General features: G+C 68.4%; 17 protein-coding genes. 3 read left to right on the forward strand and 14 right to left on the reverse strand.

Features of this window, described 5'->3' with window-relative positions; translation table 11 throughout:
• Position 1 precedes the first annotated feature (1 nt).
• The 8 genes from ACQ260_RS14595 to ACQ260_RS14630 all read right to left on the reverse strand — a co-directional run bounded on the left by ACQ260_RS14595 (position 2) and on the right by ACQ260_RS14630 (position 7,925).
• Positions 2-565, reverse strand: coding sequence for a hypothetical protein (locus tag ACQ260_RS14595; protein WP_432560186.1), 564 nt, complete (start codon positions 563-565; stop codon positions 2-4).
• Positions 562-1,431 carry a hypothetical protein gene (locus ACQ260_RS14600; RefSeq protein WP_432560187.1) on the reverse strand — a complete coding sequence of 290 codons (870 nt, stop codon included), beginning with the start codon at positions 1,429-1,431 and terminating at the stop codon, positions 562-564. Before ACQ260_RS14600 ends, ACQ260_RS14595 begins: the two co-directional genes overlap by 4 nt.
• A gap of 2 nt (positions 1,432-1,433) precedes the next feature.
• Positions 1,434-1,697, reverse strand: a complete 264-nt coding sequence (locus ACQ260_RS14605) for an acyl carrier protein (RefSeq protein ID WP_432560188.1) — start codon at positions 1,695-1,697, stop codon at positions 1,434-1,436.
• A 32-nt stretch (positions 1,698-1,729) separates the two neighbouring features.
• On the reverse strand, positions 1,730-3,037 hold the full coding sequence (locus ACQ260_RS14610; RefSeq protein WP_432560189.1) for an alanine racemase: 1,308 nt from the start codon (positions 3,035-3,037) through the stop codon (positions 1,730-1,732).
• Positions 3,034-4,416, reverse strand: coding sequence for a preATP grasp domain-containing protein (locus ACQ260_RS14615; RefSeq protein WP_432560190.1), 1,383 nt, complete (start codon positions 4,414-4,416; stop codon positions 3,034-3,036). Before ACQ260_RS14615 ends, ACQ260_RS14610 begins: the two co-directional genes overlap by 4 nt.
• 48 nt (positions 4,417-4,464) lie before the next feature.
• Positions 4,465-5,394: a 3-oxoacyl-[acyl-carrier-protein] synthase III C-terminal domain-containing protein gene (locus tag ACQ260_RS14620; RefSeq protein WP_432560191.1), complete on the reverse strand. Its 930-nt coding sequence runs from the start codon at positions 5,392-5,394 to the stop codon at positions 4,465-4,467.
• A gap of 130 nt (positions 5,395-5,524) precedes the next feature.
• Positions 5,525-6,379 (reverse strand): AfsR/SARP family transcriptional regulator, encoded by an 855-nt coding sequence (locus ACQ260_RS14625; protein WP_432560192.1) that lies wholly within the window; start codon positions 6,377-6,379, stop codon positions 5,525-5,527.
• Positions 6,380-6,530: 151 nt separating this feature from the next.
• Complete coding sequence (locus ACQ260_RS14630) at positions 6,531-7,925, reverse strand: sensor histidine kinase (protein ID WP_432560193.1); 1,395 nt, start codon at positions 7,923-7,925, stop codon at positions 6,531-6,533.
• Between the two features lie 135 nt (positions 7,926-8,060).
• Here ACQ260_RS14630 and ACQ260_RS14635 point away from each other — a divergent pair, with 135 nt between their 5' ends.
• Positions 8,061-8,705, forward strand: coding sequence for a response regulator transcription factor (locus ACQ260_RS14635; RefSeq protein WP_432560194.1), 645 nt, complete (start codon positions 8,061-8,063; stop codon positions 8,703-8,705).
• On the opposite strand, the gene ACQ260_RS14640 is transcribed toward ACQ260_RS14635, so the two are convergent.
• From ACQ260_RS14640 to ACQ260_RS14660, 5 genes are all read right to left on the reverse strand, one after another.
• Positions 8,617-9,390 (reverse strand): 4'-phosphopantetheinyl transferase family protein, encoded by a 774-nt coding sequence (locus ACQ260_RS14640; protein WP_432560195.1) that lies wholly within the window; start codon positions 9,388-9,390, stop codon positions 8,617-8,619. The genes ACQ260_RS14635 and ACQ260_RS14640 overlap by 89 nt on opposite strands.
• Before the next feature lie 63 nt (positions 9,391-9,453).
• Positions 9,454-10,362 carry a LysR substrate-binding domain-containing protein gene (locus ACQ260_RS14645; protein ID WP_432560196.1) on the reverse strand — a complete coding sequence of 303 codons (909 nt, stop codon included), beginning with the start codon at positions 10,360-10,362 and terminating at the stop codon, positions 9,454-9,456.
• Positions 10,362-11,930, reverse strand: a complete 1,569-nt coding sequence (gene ahpF, locus ACQ260_RS14650) for an alkyl hydroperoxide reductase subunit F (protein WP_432560197.1) — start codon at positions 11,928-11,930, stop codon at positions 10,362-10,364. Before ahpF ends, ACQ260_RS14645 begins: the two co-directional genes overlap by 1 nt.
• A gap of 194 nt (positions 11,931-12,124) precedes the next feature.
• Positions 12,125-12,691, reverse strand: coding sequence for an alkyl hydroperoxide reductase subunit C (gene ahpC / locus ACQ260_RS14655; protein ID WP_432560198.1), 567 nt, complete (start codon positions 12,689-12,691; stop codon positions 12,125-12,127).
• A gap of 222 nt (positions 12,692-12,913) precedes the next feature.
• Complete coding sequence (locus ACQ260_RS14660; RefSeq protein ID WP_432560199.1) at positions 12,914-13,945, reverse strand: mechanosensitive ion channel family protein; 1,032 nt, start codon at positions 13,943-13,945, stop codon at positions 12,914-12,916.
• Positions 13,946-14,033: 88 nt separating this feature from the next.
• Here ACQ260_RS14660 and ACQ260_RS14665 point away from each other — a divergent pair, with 88 nt between their 5' ends.
• Entirely contained in the window at positions 14,034-15,404 is a 1,371-nt protein-coding gene (locus tag ACQ260_RS14665; RefSeq protein ID WP_432560200.1) for a DUF418 domain-containing protein, read from the forward strand.
• On the opposite strand, the gene ACQ260_RS14670 is transcribed toward ACQ260_RS14665, so the two are convergent.
• On the reverse strand, positions 15,322-16,038 hold the full coding sequence (locus ACQ260_RS14670; RefSeq protein ID WP_432560201.1) for a hypothetical protein: 717 nt from the start codon (positions 16,036-16,038) through the stop codon (positions 15,322-15,324). The genes ACQ260_RS14665 and ACQ260_RS14670 overlap by 83 nt on opposite strands.
• A gap of 93 nt (positions 16,039-16,131) precedes the next feature.
• Between ACQ260_RS14670 and ACQ260_RS14675 the strand changes: the two genes are divergently transcribed.
• Positions 16,132-16,941 (forward strand): hypothetical protein, encoded by an 810-nt coding sequence (locus ACQ260_RS14675; RefSeq protein ID WP_432560202.1) that lies wholly within the window; start codon positions 16,132-16,134, stop codon positions 16,939-16,941.
• Positions 16,942-16,958: the final 17 nt, after the last annotated feature.

Raw genomic sequence — 16,958 nt, forward strand, 5'->3', positions numbered from 1 at the left:
GTCAGATCCCTCCGCCGGCCGCGAGCCCGATGAGGCTCGAGAACAGGGCCAGGTGGCCGGGCGAGCCGGCGAGGACGGAGGATCCGCCATGAAGCTCGATGAGCAGGTGGTCGGCGTCGGTGACGCACTGGTGCGCGTACCCCCATCCCTCCCCCGCCCCCAGCCCAACAACGAGTCCGTCGGCCTCCACCAGCCGGACGGCGGCCTCTGCGAGCCGCAACCGGATGGGGGCGTGGGCCGCGAGCGGGCGGCCGGCGGACGTGCGCTCCCGCAGCCGCTGGAGGGTGACGTCGAGGAGCCAGTCGGACTGGGCCCGACGCGCTGTGAGCAGCCCGGCCGGGTCGCGCATCGGCGTGCCGTCGGTGCCGGGGATCAGTCGCGCGCCGGGGAGTGCCCCCACCCCGGGGGCGTACGCCGCAGCACTCCCGTCCCCGAGCACCAGGACCACGCCGGCGGCGAGTTGAATCCGGGTGGCTCCCGACGCCCACCGGGTGAGCGCAGGGAGCAACGGGGCCCCGTCGGCCGGGGTCGCGGGCGACGGCGGGGCCGATTGGGTGGCGATCACGACAGCAGCTCCGGCACGCTGAAGCGCAGCGCGGCGAGTTGTCCGAGGCCGGCGTGGAAACCCATGACCACGAGGTCGGTGCCGGCCGGGTGGCGCAGCGCCGCCTGGAACACCGAGGTCGCGGGGAAACCCGTGGGCCCGACGGTGATGTCGCCCCAGGGCACCGACGGCAGCCAGCGCCCCGCGAGCTCGGGGTCGATCACCACGCCGTCCGGGGCGGGCCCGGTGGCGGTGAGGTCGGCGAGCAGGGCGGTGGCAGCTTCCTCCAGTCGCACGGGGTCGGTCAGGCCGAAGCGGAAGGCGGGCCGGACGGCACCGCCTGCCGGGTCGCCGAGCCCCTGGATCAGCAGGAGCACGCCATGGTTGCCGGTGGGCTCCGATTCCCCTGTCGCATAGCCGAGGTCACCGCGGTCCGCGAGAACAACCGCAACGCACTCCACGCCGAGTTCGGGCGCGAGCGCGGCGCCGGCTTCGAGCGCGTGGAACCCGACGAGGTTCTCCCCATCGGCCACGGAGAACGTCGACTCCAGCGTCGGCACGAGGCCGAGCATCCGCACGGCGGGGGCATCGTCGATCGTGCGATCGGGGATCGCGTGACCGCCGACGAGCAGCCGCGGCTGCACGCCGGGCCACTCCCCGAGCCGGCTCAGGAGCGTCTCGTAGGCGAGGTCATAGCCCCAGCCCGTGGAGCGGGCCAGCCCGCTCTCGTCGAACGGGATCCCGCGCTCGGCGAGCATCGCCTCGTGGATCTGGCGATTGCTGACCGCGAGCCGGTCGGTGTCGGCCCGGAAGGGGCCGTGTCCGATCGAGGCAGCTGCGATGACCGGGGATCCGATCCGGGATGCGGTGAGGATGGTCTGCGTCACGGTCACTCCGCCCGCAGTGGTTCGACGTAGCGCACCAAGCTGCCGACCGTGGCGAAGTCGGACATCTCGAGCTCCTCAGCCTCGAGGCTGATGCCCAGCTCGTCCTCGAGGTTCATCAGCAGGTCGAGGACGCCGGTGGAGTCCAGTCCGAGCGTGGTGAACAGGGCGGTGTCCTCGGTGACCTCGCCGAGGTCGCGGTCCAGCGTGGTCTGCAGGGCGCGGACGACGAGGTCCAAGGTGGTGGTGGAGTGGATATCGATGGACATGGTGGTTCCTTTCCGAAGGATGGGTCACGGCCTCAGCGTGCGACTGGGGCCGGTGCCGCCAGGGGCGACAGGATCTGGCGGGCGAGAATCTGGGTGGTGGTCTCGGGCTCGGCGATCAGGTCGGCGCGGTCCCCGCGCACGAGCACTTCGGCCGGGAAGCCGTGGCTGAGAAAATGGCCTGGTGACGCGGACGGCCCATAGGCGCCGGACTGCCGGATGCCCAGCAGGTCACCCGGCGCCAGCGGGGGCAGCTGCACCTTGCGGACCAGGGTGTCGTTCGGCGTGCAGAGCGGACCGGTCACCGTCCACTCCTCCAGTTCCTCGTCGCCCGCCACGGCCGCGACAGCCGAGTCCCGGCCCAGCACCTCGACGGGGAAGTTCCGTTTGACGAAAGACCCGATGCCGACGGCGGCCATGTGGTGGTTGGTGCCGCCGTCGGTCACCGCGAACCGCTGCCCCAACGACGTCTTCACCCAGCGCACGCGGGTCACATAGACCCCGCTCGGTCCGGTGAGGAAGCGGCCCAGTTCGGTCGCGACCGTCGTGTGGGGGTGGTCGCGGCGGAAGTCGGCGAGGACCGCCCGCATGCCCACCTCGAGCTCAGCCAGATCGAGCGGCGACTCGCCCTCGAAATAGGGCACGCCCCAGCCGCCACCCACATCGATGAGCTCCGGCTCGAAGCCCTGCACGGCGGCGATCCGCGTTGCCAGAGCGAGGATCTGGTGGGTGTTCGCGATGATCGAGGGCGCGGCGAGCATCCTCGTGCCCATATAGGCATGGACGCCGACCACCCGGACCGCCGACCAGCGGCGGCGCAGATTCAACGGCCTTAGCAGGATCTCCTCGTCGATGCCGAACTGGCGCGGTGCGCCGCCCATGGTCAGCCCGGACCCCTTGACCTGGAACGACGGATTCACCCGGAGCAGCACGGCGGCGCGCACGCCCATGCCCGCTGCCGCGAGGTCGATGACGTCAAGCTCGGAGAGGCTCTCCACGACGAGCCGCACTCCATGGGCCAGGCAGACCCGGATCTCCTTCTCGGATTTTCCCGGACCGAGGAAGAGGATGTCCTCGGCCGGCGTACCCGCCCTCAACACCGTTGTCAGCTCCGCCAAGGACGACACCTCCGCGCGGGCCCCGGCGGCCCGCAGCACCGCATAGATGGAGATGTTGGGGTTGGCTTTCAGCGAGAAATAGATCGGGGTGTCGGGCCCGACCACCTGCTGAGCGGCCGCGAACGAGGCTTCGAGGCGGTGGGCGTCATAGACATACAGCGGTGTGCCGAATCGCTCGGCCAACAGGTGATAGGGCGCAGCGGGCAGCGCGAGCAGGTCGTTCATGGCAGGTCAGATCCTTCGGGGGTGTGCACGGGTTCGAGACCGAGCGCAAGCGCGGCGGCCGTGTCGAGCGACACGAGACGTTCGGGATCGGGGCTGACGATCAGGACATAGAGCCGCCCGGCCGCCTCCTGCCCGGGTTCGGTCACGGCGTGGGCGGCGTTGAGCGTGGCGTGGTTGAGGACGACCACGCCCTCGTCATCACCGGGCCGCGCGAGGAGCGGGCCGAGCCGGCCCGCCACTTCGTCGAAGGTCATCGGACCCTTGGTCCGCAGCTCATAGTGCCGGGCGAGAGCCGGCCCCTCCTGCGCCCCGAATGCCGCCTGGGCGGGCAGCTGATAGGTGGACATGTTGAACCGGGCGTTGATCTCGATCAGCGGATGCAGGGTGCCGTCGGTCACGGTCAAGGCGTCGATGCCGACCACGCCCCAATAGCCGTGCGCGAACAGGGCTTGGCCGACGGCGTCGGCCGTGCTGCGGATCTCGTCGAGCTGGCGTGGGGTCAAGCCGGCCGGCATGACGTGCCCCGAGTGGACGCCCTTGCGCGTGACGGCCTGCTTGACGAAGTCGAACCGGACCTGCCCGTCCCGGGCGATCGTGAACTGATAGTTGAAGTCCTGGTCCTTGTCGACCCATTGCTCCACGCAGAAGTCGAACCGGTCCTGGTTGGCGCGAGCGGCCCTCTCGACCCGGCGGGCGAGGCGGGCCAGCCGATCGGGGCTGTCGACGACGGCCAAGCCCTTGCCCGACACCCCGAAGGCTTCCTTGATCACCACCGCTCCCCGCGTGAGGAGTTCGTGGGCGTACGCCATCCCCGCCGACCAACTGTCCGCGTCGGTGCAGGCCAGGCCCGCCGGCTGCCGGATGCCCAGATCGTCGGCGAGGCGACGGCTGAACACTTTGGAGTTGACTCCCCGCACCGCCGAGGTGTCGGGGCCGGCGGTGGCGATGCCCAGCGCACCGGCAAGGTCGCTCTCCACCTGCGAGAAGCCGTGGGCGACCAGACCGCTGCCGGTGTCGACCGGCAGGTGATCGCCGGCCCCGAGTGCCACGAGCGCCAGTTCGGACACGAGTCCGTCGTGATCACCGCGATCGAGGCTGATGATGCGGGGCCGGGCGCCCGTGACCGCACTGACATAGTCGACGAACGCACGGTCGGGCGCGGCCTTGACGAGGACGGTGTCCCGGTCCTCCGCGAGCCAGAGGGCGAACTCGTCCATGCGGGACACCAGCGCGGTGCCGGCGCGGGAGCTGAGCCGGGGCAGGGCGGTATCGCCGGCGGCCCACAGTTGTTCGACCTCGAAGTTGCCGATCCAGAGCAGGCTCTGGTCGGCGTTCCGATAGGTCTCGGCGATCCGGGTCGGGGCGACGATTGCGGTCATGGGGTTCCTTGATTGCGTCGAGGGATTCGAAAGGGTCGGCAACCGGCGTCAGTGCCGACAGACCATGGCGCCGAACGTGGCACCCAAACCGACCGACGTCAGCAGATAGCGGTCCCCGGGTTGCAGTTCCCCGCTCTCGGTGGCCTCGCGCAGGTTGAGGAATGGGTCGGCGGACCAGCAGTGCGCAGTCCTGGCGACGGTGCCGGTCAGCACTCGCTCGGTCGGCAAACCGAGCGAGCGTGCGGCCCGCAGGCTCGCGATCCGGCTGACGTTGTGGGGCAGATAGGCGTCCAGTTCGGCCACGGTGATCCCCACCGTGGCGAGGACTTCCTCGATCGTCCCGTTCAGCTTCTCGCCATAGATGCTGCTGAATCGAGCGGCGCCCTCGTCATCGAGGTGCAGGCTGCCGCCCACGACCGGAGCCTGCTGGACCGCGACCCCGAGGATCTCGTCCGGCCCTTCGGCAGCCGTGACGAGGGCTGCCGCGGCGCCCTCGCTCAGCAACGCGATGTTGGGGATGACCCGTGAACACTCCCCATAGGTCTTCTCGCCGGCGAGGACCAGCACAAGTGCCTCCGGGTCATTGCTGTCGCGCAGCAGACGGGCACCGAGCCGCACCGCGAGCATCCCGGAGGCGCAGGCCTGGTCAGTGACGGTGAAGCACCGGGCGTGCGTGAGCCCGAGGCGTCGGCACGCTTCCGTCAGCGGCTGGGCGGGCCAGGGAGCGGCGATGCGGATCGTGCGGGCCCGGATGACCCACCGGATCCGGTGCCGGACAGCCTCGAAGTCCGGCAGGTCCAGGGCCGCTTCGACCAACAGGTCGGCCTCGGACTTGGCCGGGTCGAAGCATGCCGCCTCATAGCCGAAGGCGCGCTTGAAGCGCCTAGTGTCCTGGTCGGACAGCCCGAGTTGCCGCTGCAGCTCGTCGATAGGAACCTGTTCGGGAAGATGTACGCCGATTCCGGCAATGGCCGCCATGCCGCCTCCTGCTGTCGCGGACCCGCAGGTCCGATGGGAACAGCAGCGAAACTAAGGAGGCGGCATGACTGGCTTCTGACGGCGTGCTGATGGATCGCCGACGTCCGAATCGACGTTCAACCGTGCCGCATCAGACGTGACTGAGCGCGTGCGTTGGCGCGCTCAGCAACGCGCCGAACCCGGTCTCCCGTGCCATGGAATCGACCGGCGGGCAAGGCTCGACGTCCTCATGGCGCAGGATCCGCTGGTGGATCTCCTGCAGGTTCCGGCCGGGCTGCACGCCGAACTCGCCCATAAAGGCCCGCGCCACCCGGCGATAAACGTTGAGCGCCTCGAGTTGCCGACCCTCGAGATAGAGCGCAGTCATCAGCTGTTGATGGAAGCGCTCGCGCCCGGGATGCAGCTCGGAGAGGGGTTGGGCCGCGGTGATCACCCCGAAGTTGTTGCCGATGGCGAGCATGCAGGCACCCCGCAGCTCGAGCGCGGTCAGGTGCATCTCCCGCAGTCGTCCCCGCTCGGCATTGAGGATCGGTGCGTCATCGACGTCCTCCAGCGCGGCGCCTCGCCACAGCTCGTTGCCTCGGTCGATGAGCGCCTGGGCTTCCTCCGGCGCCTGCTCGCTGAGGTGGAGTGCGCGCTGGAGCATGTGCGCATAGCGGTGGATGTCCACGTCGCACGCCGCGATGTCGAGTCGATAGCCCGATCCCGATGTCACGATCAGTCCGTTCGCGGCGCCGCTGAGGGTGCGGCGGAGCCGGGACACGGTGGCGTGGCAGGCGTTCTTGGCGTTGCGAAGACCTTCCGCGCCCCAGAGTTCGTTGAGGATGGTGGGCAGTGGGACAGTCCGGCCGGCGTTGATGGCGAGGATCGCCAACAACGACCTGACCTTTTGGGAGGGGATGGTCTCGGGGCCGAGGTCAAGATCAACCTGGACCGGGCCCATGAGCCTGACATCGATGGGGGTGGTGGAAGCAGTCGTCTGCATCTCGGTTCGCTCCTTCGGGGGTTAAGTCGCGAGGCATGGCTGGAAGGAACCGGGACGACGCTGTCCGAGCCCTGGGGGTTGGGGATTGCTGGTTTCGGGTCGAGGTTGCTCCGGTCGACGAGACAGGCTGGCGACCGGACTGGCTGAATAATCAGGCCGCCGCGTCGGGAGCCTTGATCACGGCGACGGTCGGACCGCCGGCGGGGCTGGTGATCACGAGTTCGCCGTCGAAGGGCTGCAATCGCCGGCGGACGCCGTCGATGCCACCGCCCGGGTTCGGAGCGCTGTCGGCCCCGCCGATGCCGTCGTCGGTCACAGTCGCCCGCACGAGACCGCCACCCGCGCTGAGTTCCACGCTGATGTGGTTGGCCTGAGCATGTTTCGTCGCGTTGGTGATCAACTCTGCCACCGCGAAATAGAGCGCGGACTCCAGCGGCGGGGAGAGCCGATGATCCAGCGCAGAACGGACTTCCGTGTGGACCGGGCTCGACGCGGCGAGCGCGCGCAGGGCATCGGAGAGGCCACGGTCCGCCAGCACGGGCGGGCGGATGCCCCGGACGAGATCACGCAGTTCCTGGAGGGCCGACGCGGAGTCCTCCTTCGCATGATTGAGCAGGGCCACCGCCCGCTCCGGATCGGACTCGATGAGCCGCGTCGCCTGGGTAATGGTCATGCCCATGGCCACCAGTCGGGCCTGGGCACCGTCGTGCAGGTCGCGTTCGATGCGCTGGATCTCGGCCTGCTGCATGTCGAGTGCCGTGGTCCGGGTCTCCTGGAGCTTCGCGACCCGTTCGCGGAGCTGGTCCGTTTGGTCGGTGCTGAGCACCCAGCGGACCCACAGCCCGTGCAGCCGCAGCAGGGGACGCGCGGCAAAAGGAGCGGCCACGAGCCAGACCGCGCCGAGCGCGCCGGCCAGGAAGAACGACAGGCTGCCGCCGAGGGGGAAGAAGGCATACCAACTCCCCTGCATCACGTCGCCGAGCGGCCCCTGGAACACCATGAGCACGATGCCGAAGAGCCCCTGCGCGATCATCACCAGCGGCAGTGCGCCGATGGCCGTGCCGATCGCAGGGTTGATCAGGTGCCAGGCGAGATCCTTGAGCACGGTCGGATCGGTGAGGCGGCGGCCCAGGGTGGCGAGCCCGAACGGGCCCTTGCCGTCCGGAAACGGAAGGTAGTTCGCCGAAACCGGCACCCCCGAATCCGACCAGGCGGCGCGCCGTTGGCGCTGGGCGTTCGCGTGGATCGCCGAAAACGCGTTCTGCAGCAGCGGCAGGCCGATCCCGATGCACGACAGCAGAACGACCAGCACCAGCCACAGCAACGTGAAAAGCTCGACGATCCCATAGCCGACGAACTTGAGGGCGCTCAGCATCGCGGGGAACCCGAACGGAAGGTCGGTCAGCGGTTGATTGCGCTTGTTGCCGGGCGTGGCCCTGGCCTCGAGCTCGGCGTTCGAGGGCTCCGCCGGGGCGGCGGCGGGGGGCACAGAGGCGCGGTGGTGGGGATAGGGGGCGAATCCCTCGGTCATCTGTGTCAGCTCCATGGTCATGAGTCTTCCAATGAGACTCTCTCCCGTCAGTGGTGCAAACACCACCATTCTCGGTGGTGTCCAAGACCCTTCGGTGGTGGCACTGACGGCTGACATACTGCCCGGCAGCCGACCCGGAAAGGGGGTGCGATGCGGGTATTCATCGCCGAGGACCAGTTCCTGCTGCGCAGAGGGCTCGAGGATCTTCTTGCTGCACACGGGATCGACGTGGTCGGCAGCGTTGCCGACGGCTCCGAGATTTTGTCCGGGGTGCGAGCGGGCGGCGCCGACCTGGCTCTCCTCGACATCCGCATGCCGCCCACCAACACCGACGAAGGCATTCGAGCCGCTCTGGCCCTGCGGGCCGCGCAACCGGGTTTCCCCGTCGTCCTGTTGTCCCAATATGTCGAGGAGCTCTATCTCGACGAACTCCTGTCCGACGGTGCCGGCGGTGTCGGCTATCTGCTGAAAGACCGGGTGTTCGACGATGTGCAGTTCGTGCACACCCTGCGGGCTGTCCAGGCGGGAAGCACCAGTGTGGACCCCGAGGTGATCGCCCGGCTGATGCGGCGCCGCACCGTGCAGACCAAGCTCAGCCGGCTCACTGCCCGCGAATACGAGGTGCTCTCGCACATGGCGGAGGGCGACTCCAACACCCAGATAGCAGAGAAGCTGTTCGTGACTGAGAAGGCGGTGGCAAAGCACATCAACAGCATGTTCGCGAAGCTGGATCTCCCGGAGTCGAACAGCAATGCCCGCCGGGTGCTCGCCGTGCTGGCGTTCCTTCGCCAGTGAACGGACGAACCCGCAGGTCGATCCGAGTCACGCCCAGCACGAACAGAGCCGCCCGCCAGGCGGCCCGGTCCAGCCCCAACGTCGTTGTCACGTCGGTCAGCACCCCGGGCCGGTCCCGGACCGGCGCCAACAGCGGATGCGGTGTGAGGACGCCCACGGCCGCGCCTCCCGGGGCCCGGCGACGGACCGCCAGTGCCGTGGGGTTGACGTGCAGGCCACAGCCAGCCGCCTTCAGGACGGCCTCCTTGGCGGTCCAGGTTTCGGCCAGCTCCACTGCCCCGCCACCGGCCTCGCCGCGACCAAGGACGAACGGCGCCATCTCCGGCCGGAACCGGGCAATCTGCTCGATGTCGACACCCAGCTCGATCGACGCAGACTCGGCGTACGCGATCACGACCATCTCATCCGCGTGACTCACCGACATCCGCCAGGACAGCGGGCCCGGAGCACGAATGGCGCCGTGCCCGGCCGATCGGCAGACCGCACACCAACGGCAGACCTGAGTCGGGTGGCCGTGGGCGCGCAGAACATGGTTGCGCAGACGAACGGCAGTGGCGAGGCGGTCGCGGTCGGCCGCCATGGTGAGCTCGTCCCAACGCCGTCGGTCGGCAGGGACGAGGAACGCCGGATCAAGGGGCCGGACGCGAGCGCGCCACAGTTCGACCGGAATCGCTGGTGTCGGCATCGTCACCAGTGTGCGCGCGGTCTCTGACGGGGCGCTGACCCGGCGGGAGCGCGATCCTCGCGGTCAGTCCAGCGGATGCACGAGCTCGCCCGCGGATTCCCGCAGAACGTGCGCGATCCGGGGCATGAGCTCGCGATAGACGGAGGTCTTGCGCCAGAACAGCGCCAGGTCCCGGTGGGGTGCAGGATCGGTGAAACGACGCAGGGCGACCCGGGGGTTGTCGATCACCGGGGGCGCCACGGCCAGTTCGGGCAGGAGCGTGATGCCGACCCCGGCAGCCACCATGTGGCGCAGGGTCTCCAGGCTCGTCGCCCGGAACCCGTCGCGCTCCGCAGCCCCGGCGGTCTGACAGAACTCCAGCGCCTGGTCGCGCAGACAGTGACCGTCGTCGAGCAGGAGCAGATGCTCCCCCTGCAGTTCCGCGGACGTCAGCGGTGCCGCCTGGGCCAAGGCGTGCCCGACCGGGGTGGCGAGGACGAAGTCCTCCCTGAACAGGGGTTCTTCGTCGAGCCAGTCCTCGTGGACCGGTCGTGCCAGGACGGCGGCGTCGAGGGAACCGTTCCGCAACTGCTCGCACAGGTCGAGGCTCTTGGCCTCGGTCAGCAGCACCTCGAGGTCGGGGAACGCGTCCGCCAGCTTCGGCACGGCGTGCGGCAGCAGATAGGGCCCGACCGTGGGGAAGACGCCGAGGCGGAGGGTCCCGGTGTACGGATTGTTGAGCTGTCGGGAGATGTCCCGGATGTCCTCGGCTTCGGCGAGGATGTGCCGGGCCCGGCGCACCACTTCATCACCGGCGGTGGTGAAGAGGACTTGCCGGGCCCCGCGCTCGATCAACTGGACCCCGAGCTCGGCCTCGAGCTTGCGCACCTGGGTGGACAGCGTCGGCTGGCTGACGAAGCACGCCCCAGCTGCCCTCCCGAAGTGGCGGTGCTCATCGAGAGCGACGAGATATTCGAGATCCCGGAGATTCATCAGGCAGACACCGGAACCTTGGTGCGGATCAGGTGGTCGAAGGCGCTCAGCGCAGCGGTGGCGCCGGTGCCCTCGGCAACGACGATCTGCTTGAACGGCACCGTGGTGCAGTCGCCGGCCCCGAAGATGCCGGGGATGTTCGTATAGCCGCGCTGATCGATGACGATCTCGCCGCGATCCGACAACTCCACGCCGCTGTCCTTGAGCCACTCGGTGTTGGGCAGCAGGCCGATCTGAACGAACACACCGTTGACGTCCAGCTGACGCATCTCGCCGGACTCGCGGTCCTCATAGTCGAGACGGGTCATCTGACCGCCGTCACCGATGACCTCGGTGGTGCGCGCACCGGTGATGATGTCGGTGTTCGGCATGGACTTGAGCTTGTCGATCAGGACGCTGTCGCACTTGAGCTCGTCGAGGAACTCGACCACGGTGACCTTCTCGGTCACGCCGGCCAGGTCGATCGCAGCCTCGACGCCGGAGTTGCCGCCGCCCACGACGGCGATCTCCTTGCCCTTGAACAGCGGGCCGTCGCAGTGCGGGCAGAAGGAGACGCCCTTGTTGCGATAGTCCTGTTCGCCCGGCACGCCGAGCTGACGCCAGCGGGCTCCGGTGGCGAGGACGATCGTGCGCGCCTTCAGCGTGCCGCCACCCTCGAGCTCCACGGTGTGCAGCTCGCCGTCCTTGCCGGGGACGAGCTTGGCGGCCGTGACGTTCTTCATGAGGTCGATGTCGTACTGGCTCATGTGCTCCTCGAGCCCAGCCGCGAACTTGGGACCCTCGGTATAGGGAACCGAGACGAAGTTCTCGATCGCCATCGTGTCCAGGGTCTGGCCGCCGACGTTCGGAGCAGCGAGGCCGGTGCGGATGCCCTTGCGCGCCGCATAGATCGCCGCCGCGGCACCCGCGGGACCACCGCCGAGCACGAGGACCTCATAGGGGTCCTTCTCGGACAGCGCCTCGGTGGAGATGCCCCCGTCGGAGAGCTTGCCGACGAAGTCGGAGATGTCCATCCGGCCGGCGGAGAACTCCTCACCGTTCAGATAGACGGTCGGCACCGCGAGGATGCGCCGCTCCTCGACCTCGTCCTGGAACAGCGATCCCTCGACCGCCGTGTGCTTGATGTTCGGGTTCAGCACAGCCATCGCGTTGAGGGCCTGCACCACGGTCGGGCAGTTCTGGCAGGTCAGCGACATATAGGTGACGAACTCGTGCTCACCCTTGATGGACTTGACCGCGTCGATGACAGCGGCGTCCTCCTTGACCGGGTTGCCGCCGACCTGCAGCAGCGCCAGAAGGAAGGAGTTGAACTCATGTCCGAGCGGCAGGCCGGCGAAACGGATCGAGATGTCCGAGCCGACGCGCTCGATGGCGAACGACGGCGCACGCTCGTCGTCGTCGCGCTGCTCGTGGGTGATCTTGTCGGACAGTGCGGCGACCTCGTCGAGCATCTGCTTCATGTCGGCCGACTTGGGCCGGTCGTCCAGCGAGCTGGCGAGCACGATGTTCTCGGTCACGCGGTCGTCGATCAGGGCTTTCAGTTGGTCCAGCAGGTCCTTGTCCAGCACGGTTCCTCCAGTGAATCTTTCAATCAGGCGGCGGGCACGCCTGACGGCACAGGCGTGGGGGTAACTTCGGGCGATCGCTCAGGTGAACCGCACACGCGTGCAGCTCGCATCAACGCTCGCGAGGAGAATGGGGCTCCGCCCCGGTGGCAGGCTGCGTGCGACCTGCCACCGGAACGAAGAGGGTAAGGCGAAGATCAGATCTTGCCGACCAGGTCGATGCCCGGCTTGAGGGACTCGCCCTCGGCCTCTTCCCACTTGGCGGGGCAGACCTCGCCCGGGTGGTTGCGCACATACTGCGCAGCCTTGACCTTGCGCATCAGCTCAGCCGCGTTGCGGCCGATGCCCTCAGCGGTGACCTCCATGAACTGGATGACGCCGTCCGGATCGACCAGGAAGGTCCCGCGGTCGGCCAGGCCCTGGCCCTCACGCATGTTCTGGAAGTTGTTGGTGATGGTGCCCGAGGGGTCGCCGAGCATGTAGTACTTGATCTTGCCGATGGTGTCGGAGGTGTCGTGCCACGCCTTGTGGACGAAGTGAGTGTCGGTGGACACGGAGAACACCTCGACGCCCAGCTTCTGGAGCTCGTCGTAGTGGTCGGCCATGTCGCCCAGCTCGGTCGGGCAGACGAAGGTGAAGTCAGCGGGATAGAAGAAGAAGATGGCCCACTTGCCCAGAACGTCGTCCTGGGTGACTTCCACGAACTCGCCGCCCTTGAAGGCGGTGGTGCTGAAGTCGAGGATCTTGGTGTTGACGAGTGCCATTGATGCGACCTCTCAATTCTTGATGGCGGCCCGGGGAGCGTCTTTGGTTCCCCCCGGCTACGATTCATAGCTTATATCAAAAACTGGATTTTTGAAAGGCGGAATCGATTGATTGTGTGGATGCCGGGGATAGGTCGGAGCTATCGCATCGGGCCTGGGCGACAGACCGACGCCGTTATCGAAACGACATAAACCAGCCTAGCCGCACTGTTTTCGCACCCGTCAACGGGGGGCGTTCGGGGGCATCGTTCCGGTGGCACCCGGCGGGTCGGTGGGCGCAGCATCGGCCGGGCCCTGCAGTGAAGCAGCATCCGGCAGCGGCGCACCCGTGGGCGGCTGCGCGCCCGTCGCCTCAGGGGGGACGCTGGGCATCGCCGGGAGATAGGTGGACGCCAGCAGCGGGGCTTTGATGCCGGCCTCCCGGAGCGCGACCATCGACCGTTCCAGGATCTCCCGTTGGATGCCCCAGTGCTTGTTGGGCGCGCACTTGGCGAAGATCTTGGCGTTCATCGCCCCGCCGTCGACGGCGTCGATGCCCGCCACCGAGGGCTCCTCCAGCAGCACATCGTCGAACTCCGGGTCCGCATATACCTCGGCCATCGTCCGACCGAGCACCTCGAGCACCTGGACCGGATCGGAGGTCACCGCGACGGGCACGACGACGGTCGCGGTCGACCAGCCCTGGGAGAGATTGCCGACGCGGAGGATCTCGCCGTTGCGGACATACCAGACCTGCCCCGTCATGTCCCGGAGGCGGGTCACCCGCAGGCCGACCTCCTCGATCGTGCCCTTCACCTCGCCCAGGTCCACGACGTCGCCCACCCCGAACTGGTCCTCCAGGATCATGAAGATGCCCGACAGATAGTCCTTGACCAGACTCTGCGCGCCGAACCCGAGCGCGACGCCACCGATGCCGGCCGAGGCGATCAGAGGCGTCAACGGGATGCCCAGCACACGCAGGACCAGCATGATCGTGATCACCAGCACGACGACGGCGTTCACGCTCCGCAACATCGAGCCGAGCGTCTCGGTCCGCGCCCGATGCCGTGCATTGGAGATGCCGGTGACGCCGGCGAGGATGCGAGCCGTTCGGCTGTCGGCGGAGGCGAGGCGCGCTTCCGCGCGGTTCACGGAGGCGCGCACAACGACCTTGATCGCATGATTGATCACGCGATAGATCACCAGTGCCAGGACGACCAGCACCCCGAGTTCGATCGCGGTTTCGGGCCAGTCCCAGATGATGTGCGGCGTCATGTTCCCATCATTGCGAGTGCCCGCCGCTCCCCCAAGTCCTGCACGAGCAGAGCCCGGGGAGTGTCCCGTCACGACATAGTCTCGATCCATGTCCACCCCGACGCCCCCACCGCCCGCCGGCTCCCCTCCGACACCCTCGCCCTCTCCGCCCCGGACTGCGCGCAGCCTTGCGCCCGACCTGGCCCGCGGCTTCATGCTCCTGCTGATCGCGATGGCGAACAGTGGGTGGTATCTGTGGGGCCACCCCAGCAACCTCACCAGCGCCCATCCGACTGACGGGACCGGGCTCGACCGCGTCTTGCGGGCGATCATGGCGATCGCGGTGGATGGGCGGATCCTGCCGCTGTTCGCGTTCCTGTTCGGCTATGGCATGGTCCAGTTCGCCCGCAGCCGTTCGGCGCGCGGTCTGCATCCGGTGCACATCAAGCGCATGTTGCGCCGCCGGCACCTCGGCATGCTGCTGCTGGGTTTCCTGCACGCGCTGCTGCTGTTCGCGGGAGACATTCTGGGGGCGTACGCGGTGCTGGGCCTCATCCTCATGCTCGCGTTCGAGGCGACCAACCGGACCCTCAGGATCATCGTGTGGGTCCTGGTGGGATATGCCGCGGTGAGCGGCGTCACCGGCATGCTCACCCTCGGGCAGTTGTCGGCGAGCGGCTTCGACGTGACCGGCGCCGACAGTGGCTTCGACTTCTCGATGAACTACTTCTTCAGCGGCATCGACCACTTCGCGATCGCGATGGCCGCGCGCGTGGTGATGTGGCTGGTGACCTCACCTGGCCTGATCTTCACCGGGACCATTCCCGCCGCGATCATCCTCGGCTGGCTCTTCGCGCGGCACGCGGTGCTCGAGCAGCCCGAGCGGTGGCGCCCCCAGCTCACCAAGCTCGCGATCGGGGGAATCGCGGTCGGTTGGCTCTTCGGCGTCCCGGTGGCGCTGGATCATCTCGGCCACCCGATCATGTCCGAGGCCGTGGCGCTGGGCTACCTGACCCTCAACTATGTGGGCGGTGTGGCCGCAGGCCTCGGGTACGCCGCAGCGATCGCGTTGATCGCCGCCCGCTATCGCCCGCCGCACCCAGCCCCCGAGGGAAGCACGGGCGCTGCGCGGTCGCCCGGACCGGTCGTCCGCGCCCTGGCCGCGGTGGGCAAGAGGTCGCTCACGTTCTATCTGATGCAGTCGCTGATCTTCGCGCCGCTGCTGTCCGCGTGGGGCTTCGGGCTGGGGTCGCGCATCAACACGACGGTGGCGCTGCTCATCGCGCTGGGCATCTGGTTGCTGTCGGTGTTGCTCGCGGCTCTCCTGGAGGCCAAGGGGCTTCGCGGCCCGATGGAGGTGGTGCTGCGCCGCCTGACCTATCTGCCGGATGACAAGCTCACTCTGCCCGCGCCACCGCCGCCACCCGCTGCACATAGGCCCGCGCCGTCGCCTCCCCATCGGGAGGAGTCGCGGTCATGAACAGGGTCATCGTGTTGGCCGACCTGACGAGCAGGAGGTGCGAAGCCCTCCGGGCCCGCGGCGACGTCGAGTGAAAGCCGGTGACGTCCGCGGAGACGTCCGGTGCGGACTCGACCCGAGCCCACTGCTGACCCCGCGTCCGGCACCCGTCGATCCCCGCGCCCAGTTCCGCGTACGCCACCTCCGCCGCCTCCCCGGTCGGGAACACGAGCGTGAGCGCGTTGCCGGGCCGTTCCCCGCGCCCGGTGGAGACCATCGCCCGGTCGGCCGACTCGACGATGCGCAGCAGGACCCCGCCGCAGAACCGGGCGAAGAAACGGTCGGGCTCGAGCTCACCCGGCCCGCTCCACTCCCGTCCGTCCACCGCCAGCGCCGGCTCGAACAACGCGCCGGCCCGCTCGGCCGGCAGGTGCACCGGACGCAGGAGCGGCATGACCGAGATCACGAACACGGTCACGGCTGCCACGAACGTCACTAGCAGGAAGGCCGGCACGACCCAACGCCCCATCGGGACGAGGTGCACCCCTGGTTCCACCAACTCTTCGCGCGTCCCGGCGCCGCTGATGCGCACTCCCCCGGTCCCGCGCGCATCCGACAGTTCCTCGGGCGCATCGTGTCCGGGCCGACTGGGCATAGGAACAGCGTACGCGCGGGGAACTCGCCGGGCGGCCCGGCGAGTCAGCCCACTCGTGGCAGGCATACCACATAGGGTGCAGGGGTGGCACGCGTGACGCACAGGACGATGGCGATCGAACCCGAACAGGCGCAGAAGTGGTTGGAGCGCAACGTCGCCAACCGCACGCTCCGCCCGTCGCGGGTCAAGGAATATGCGGCGGCGATGACGGAGGGCCGGTGGCTCTACACCGCCGATCCGATCCGCTTCGATTCCGACGGCAAATTGATCGACGGCCAGCACCGACTGATGGCAGTGGTGCGCTCCGGGTGCACCGTGGAGATGCACGTCGTGCGCGGCCTGTCGCCGCAGGCCCAGGACGCGGTCGACACCGGCGCGATCCGCACGGCCGCGGACGCGCTGAAGGTCCGCGGATTCAAGCACGGCACCCAGCTCGCCGCGACCATCCCGATCGTGAACTGGCTGCTCAAGGGCGGCGGGTTCGCGGCCAGCTATTCACGGGACGACGTCGTCTATTGGACCGGAGTGCACGAAGGTCTGGACGTGATCCTGGAGAAGGCGTACAAGGACCGCAACCTGCTGCCGTGCCAGCTGGCGCCTTACGTGGCGGCGTACTATGCGGCCCGACAGCGCTCCGTGGATCCCGATGCGACCGACGACTTCTTCGTCGAACAACTCGTGAACACCATCGGGCTCACATCCGGTTCACCGGCCCTCGCGACGCGCAAATATCTGCTCGGTCTCCGCGAGGACAAGCGCCCCAACAACAAGGCGGCCAAGGCCAGCACAGTGCTGGCGCTGCTGGACGGCTATCGCCACTTCCGCGCCGGGCGGAGTCTGTATTCGATGCGCGCGCCCCGGGGCGGCTGGCCGGTCAACGAGCAGGTGGATATCCCCGGCTGAGCAGCACCGGTTGATCC

This window comes from Ammonicoccus luteus (genome assembly GCF_050880385.1).
GTDB lineage: Bacteria > Actinomycetota > Actinomycetes > Propionibacteriales > Propionibacteriaceae > Enemella.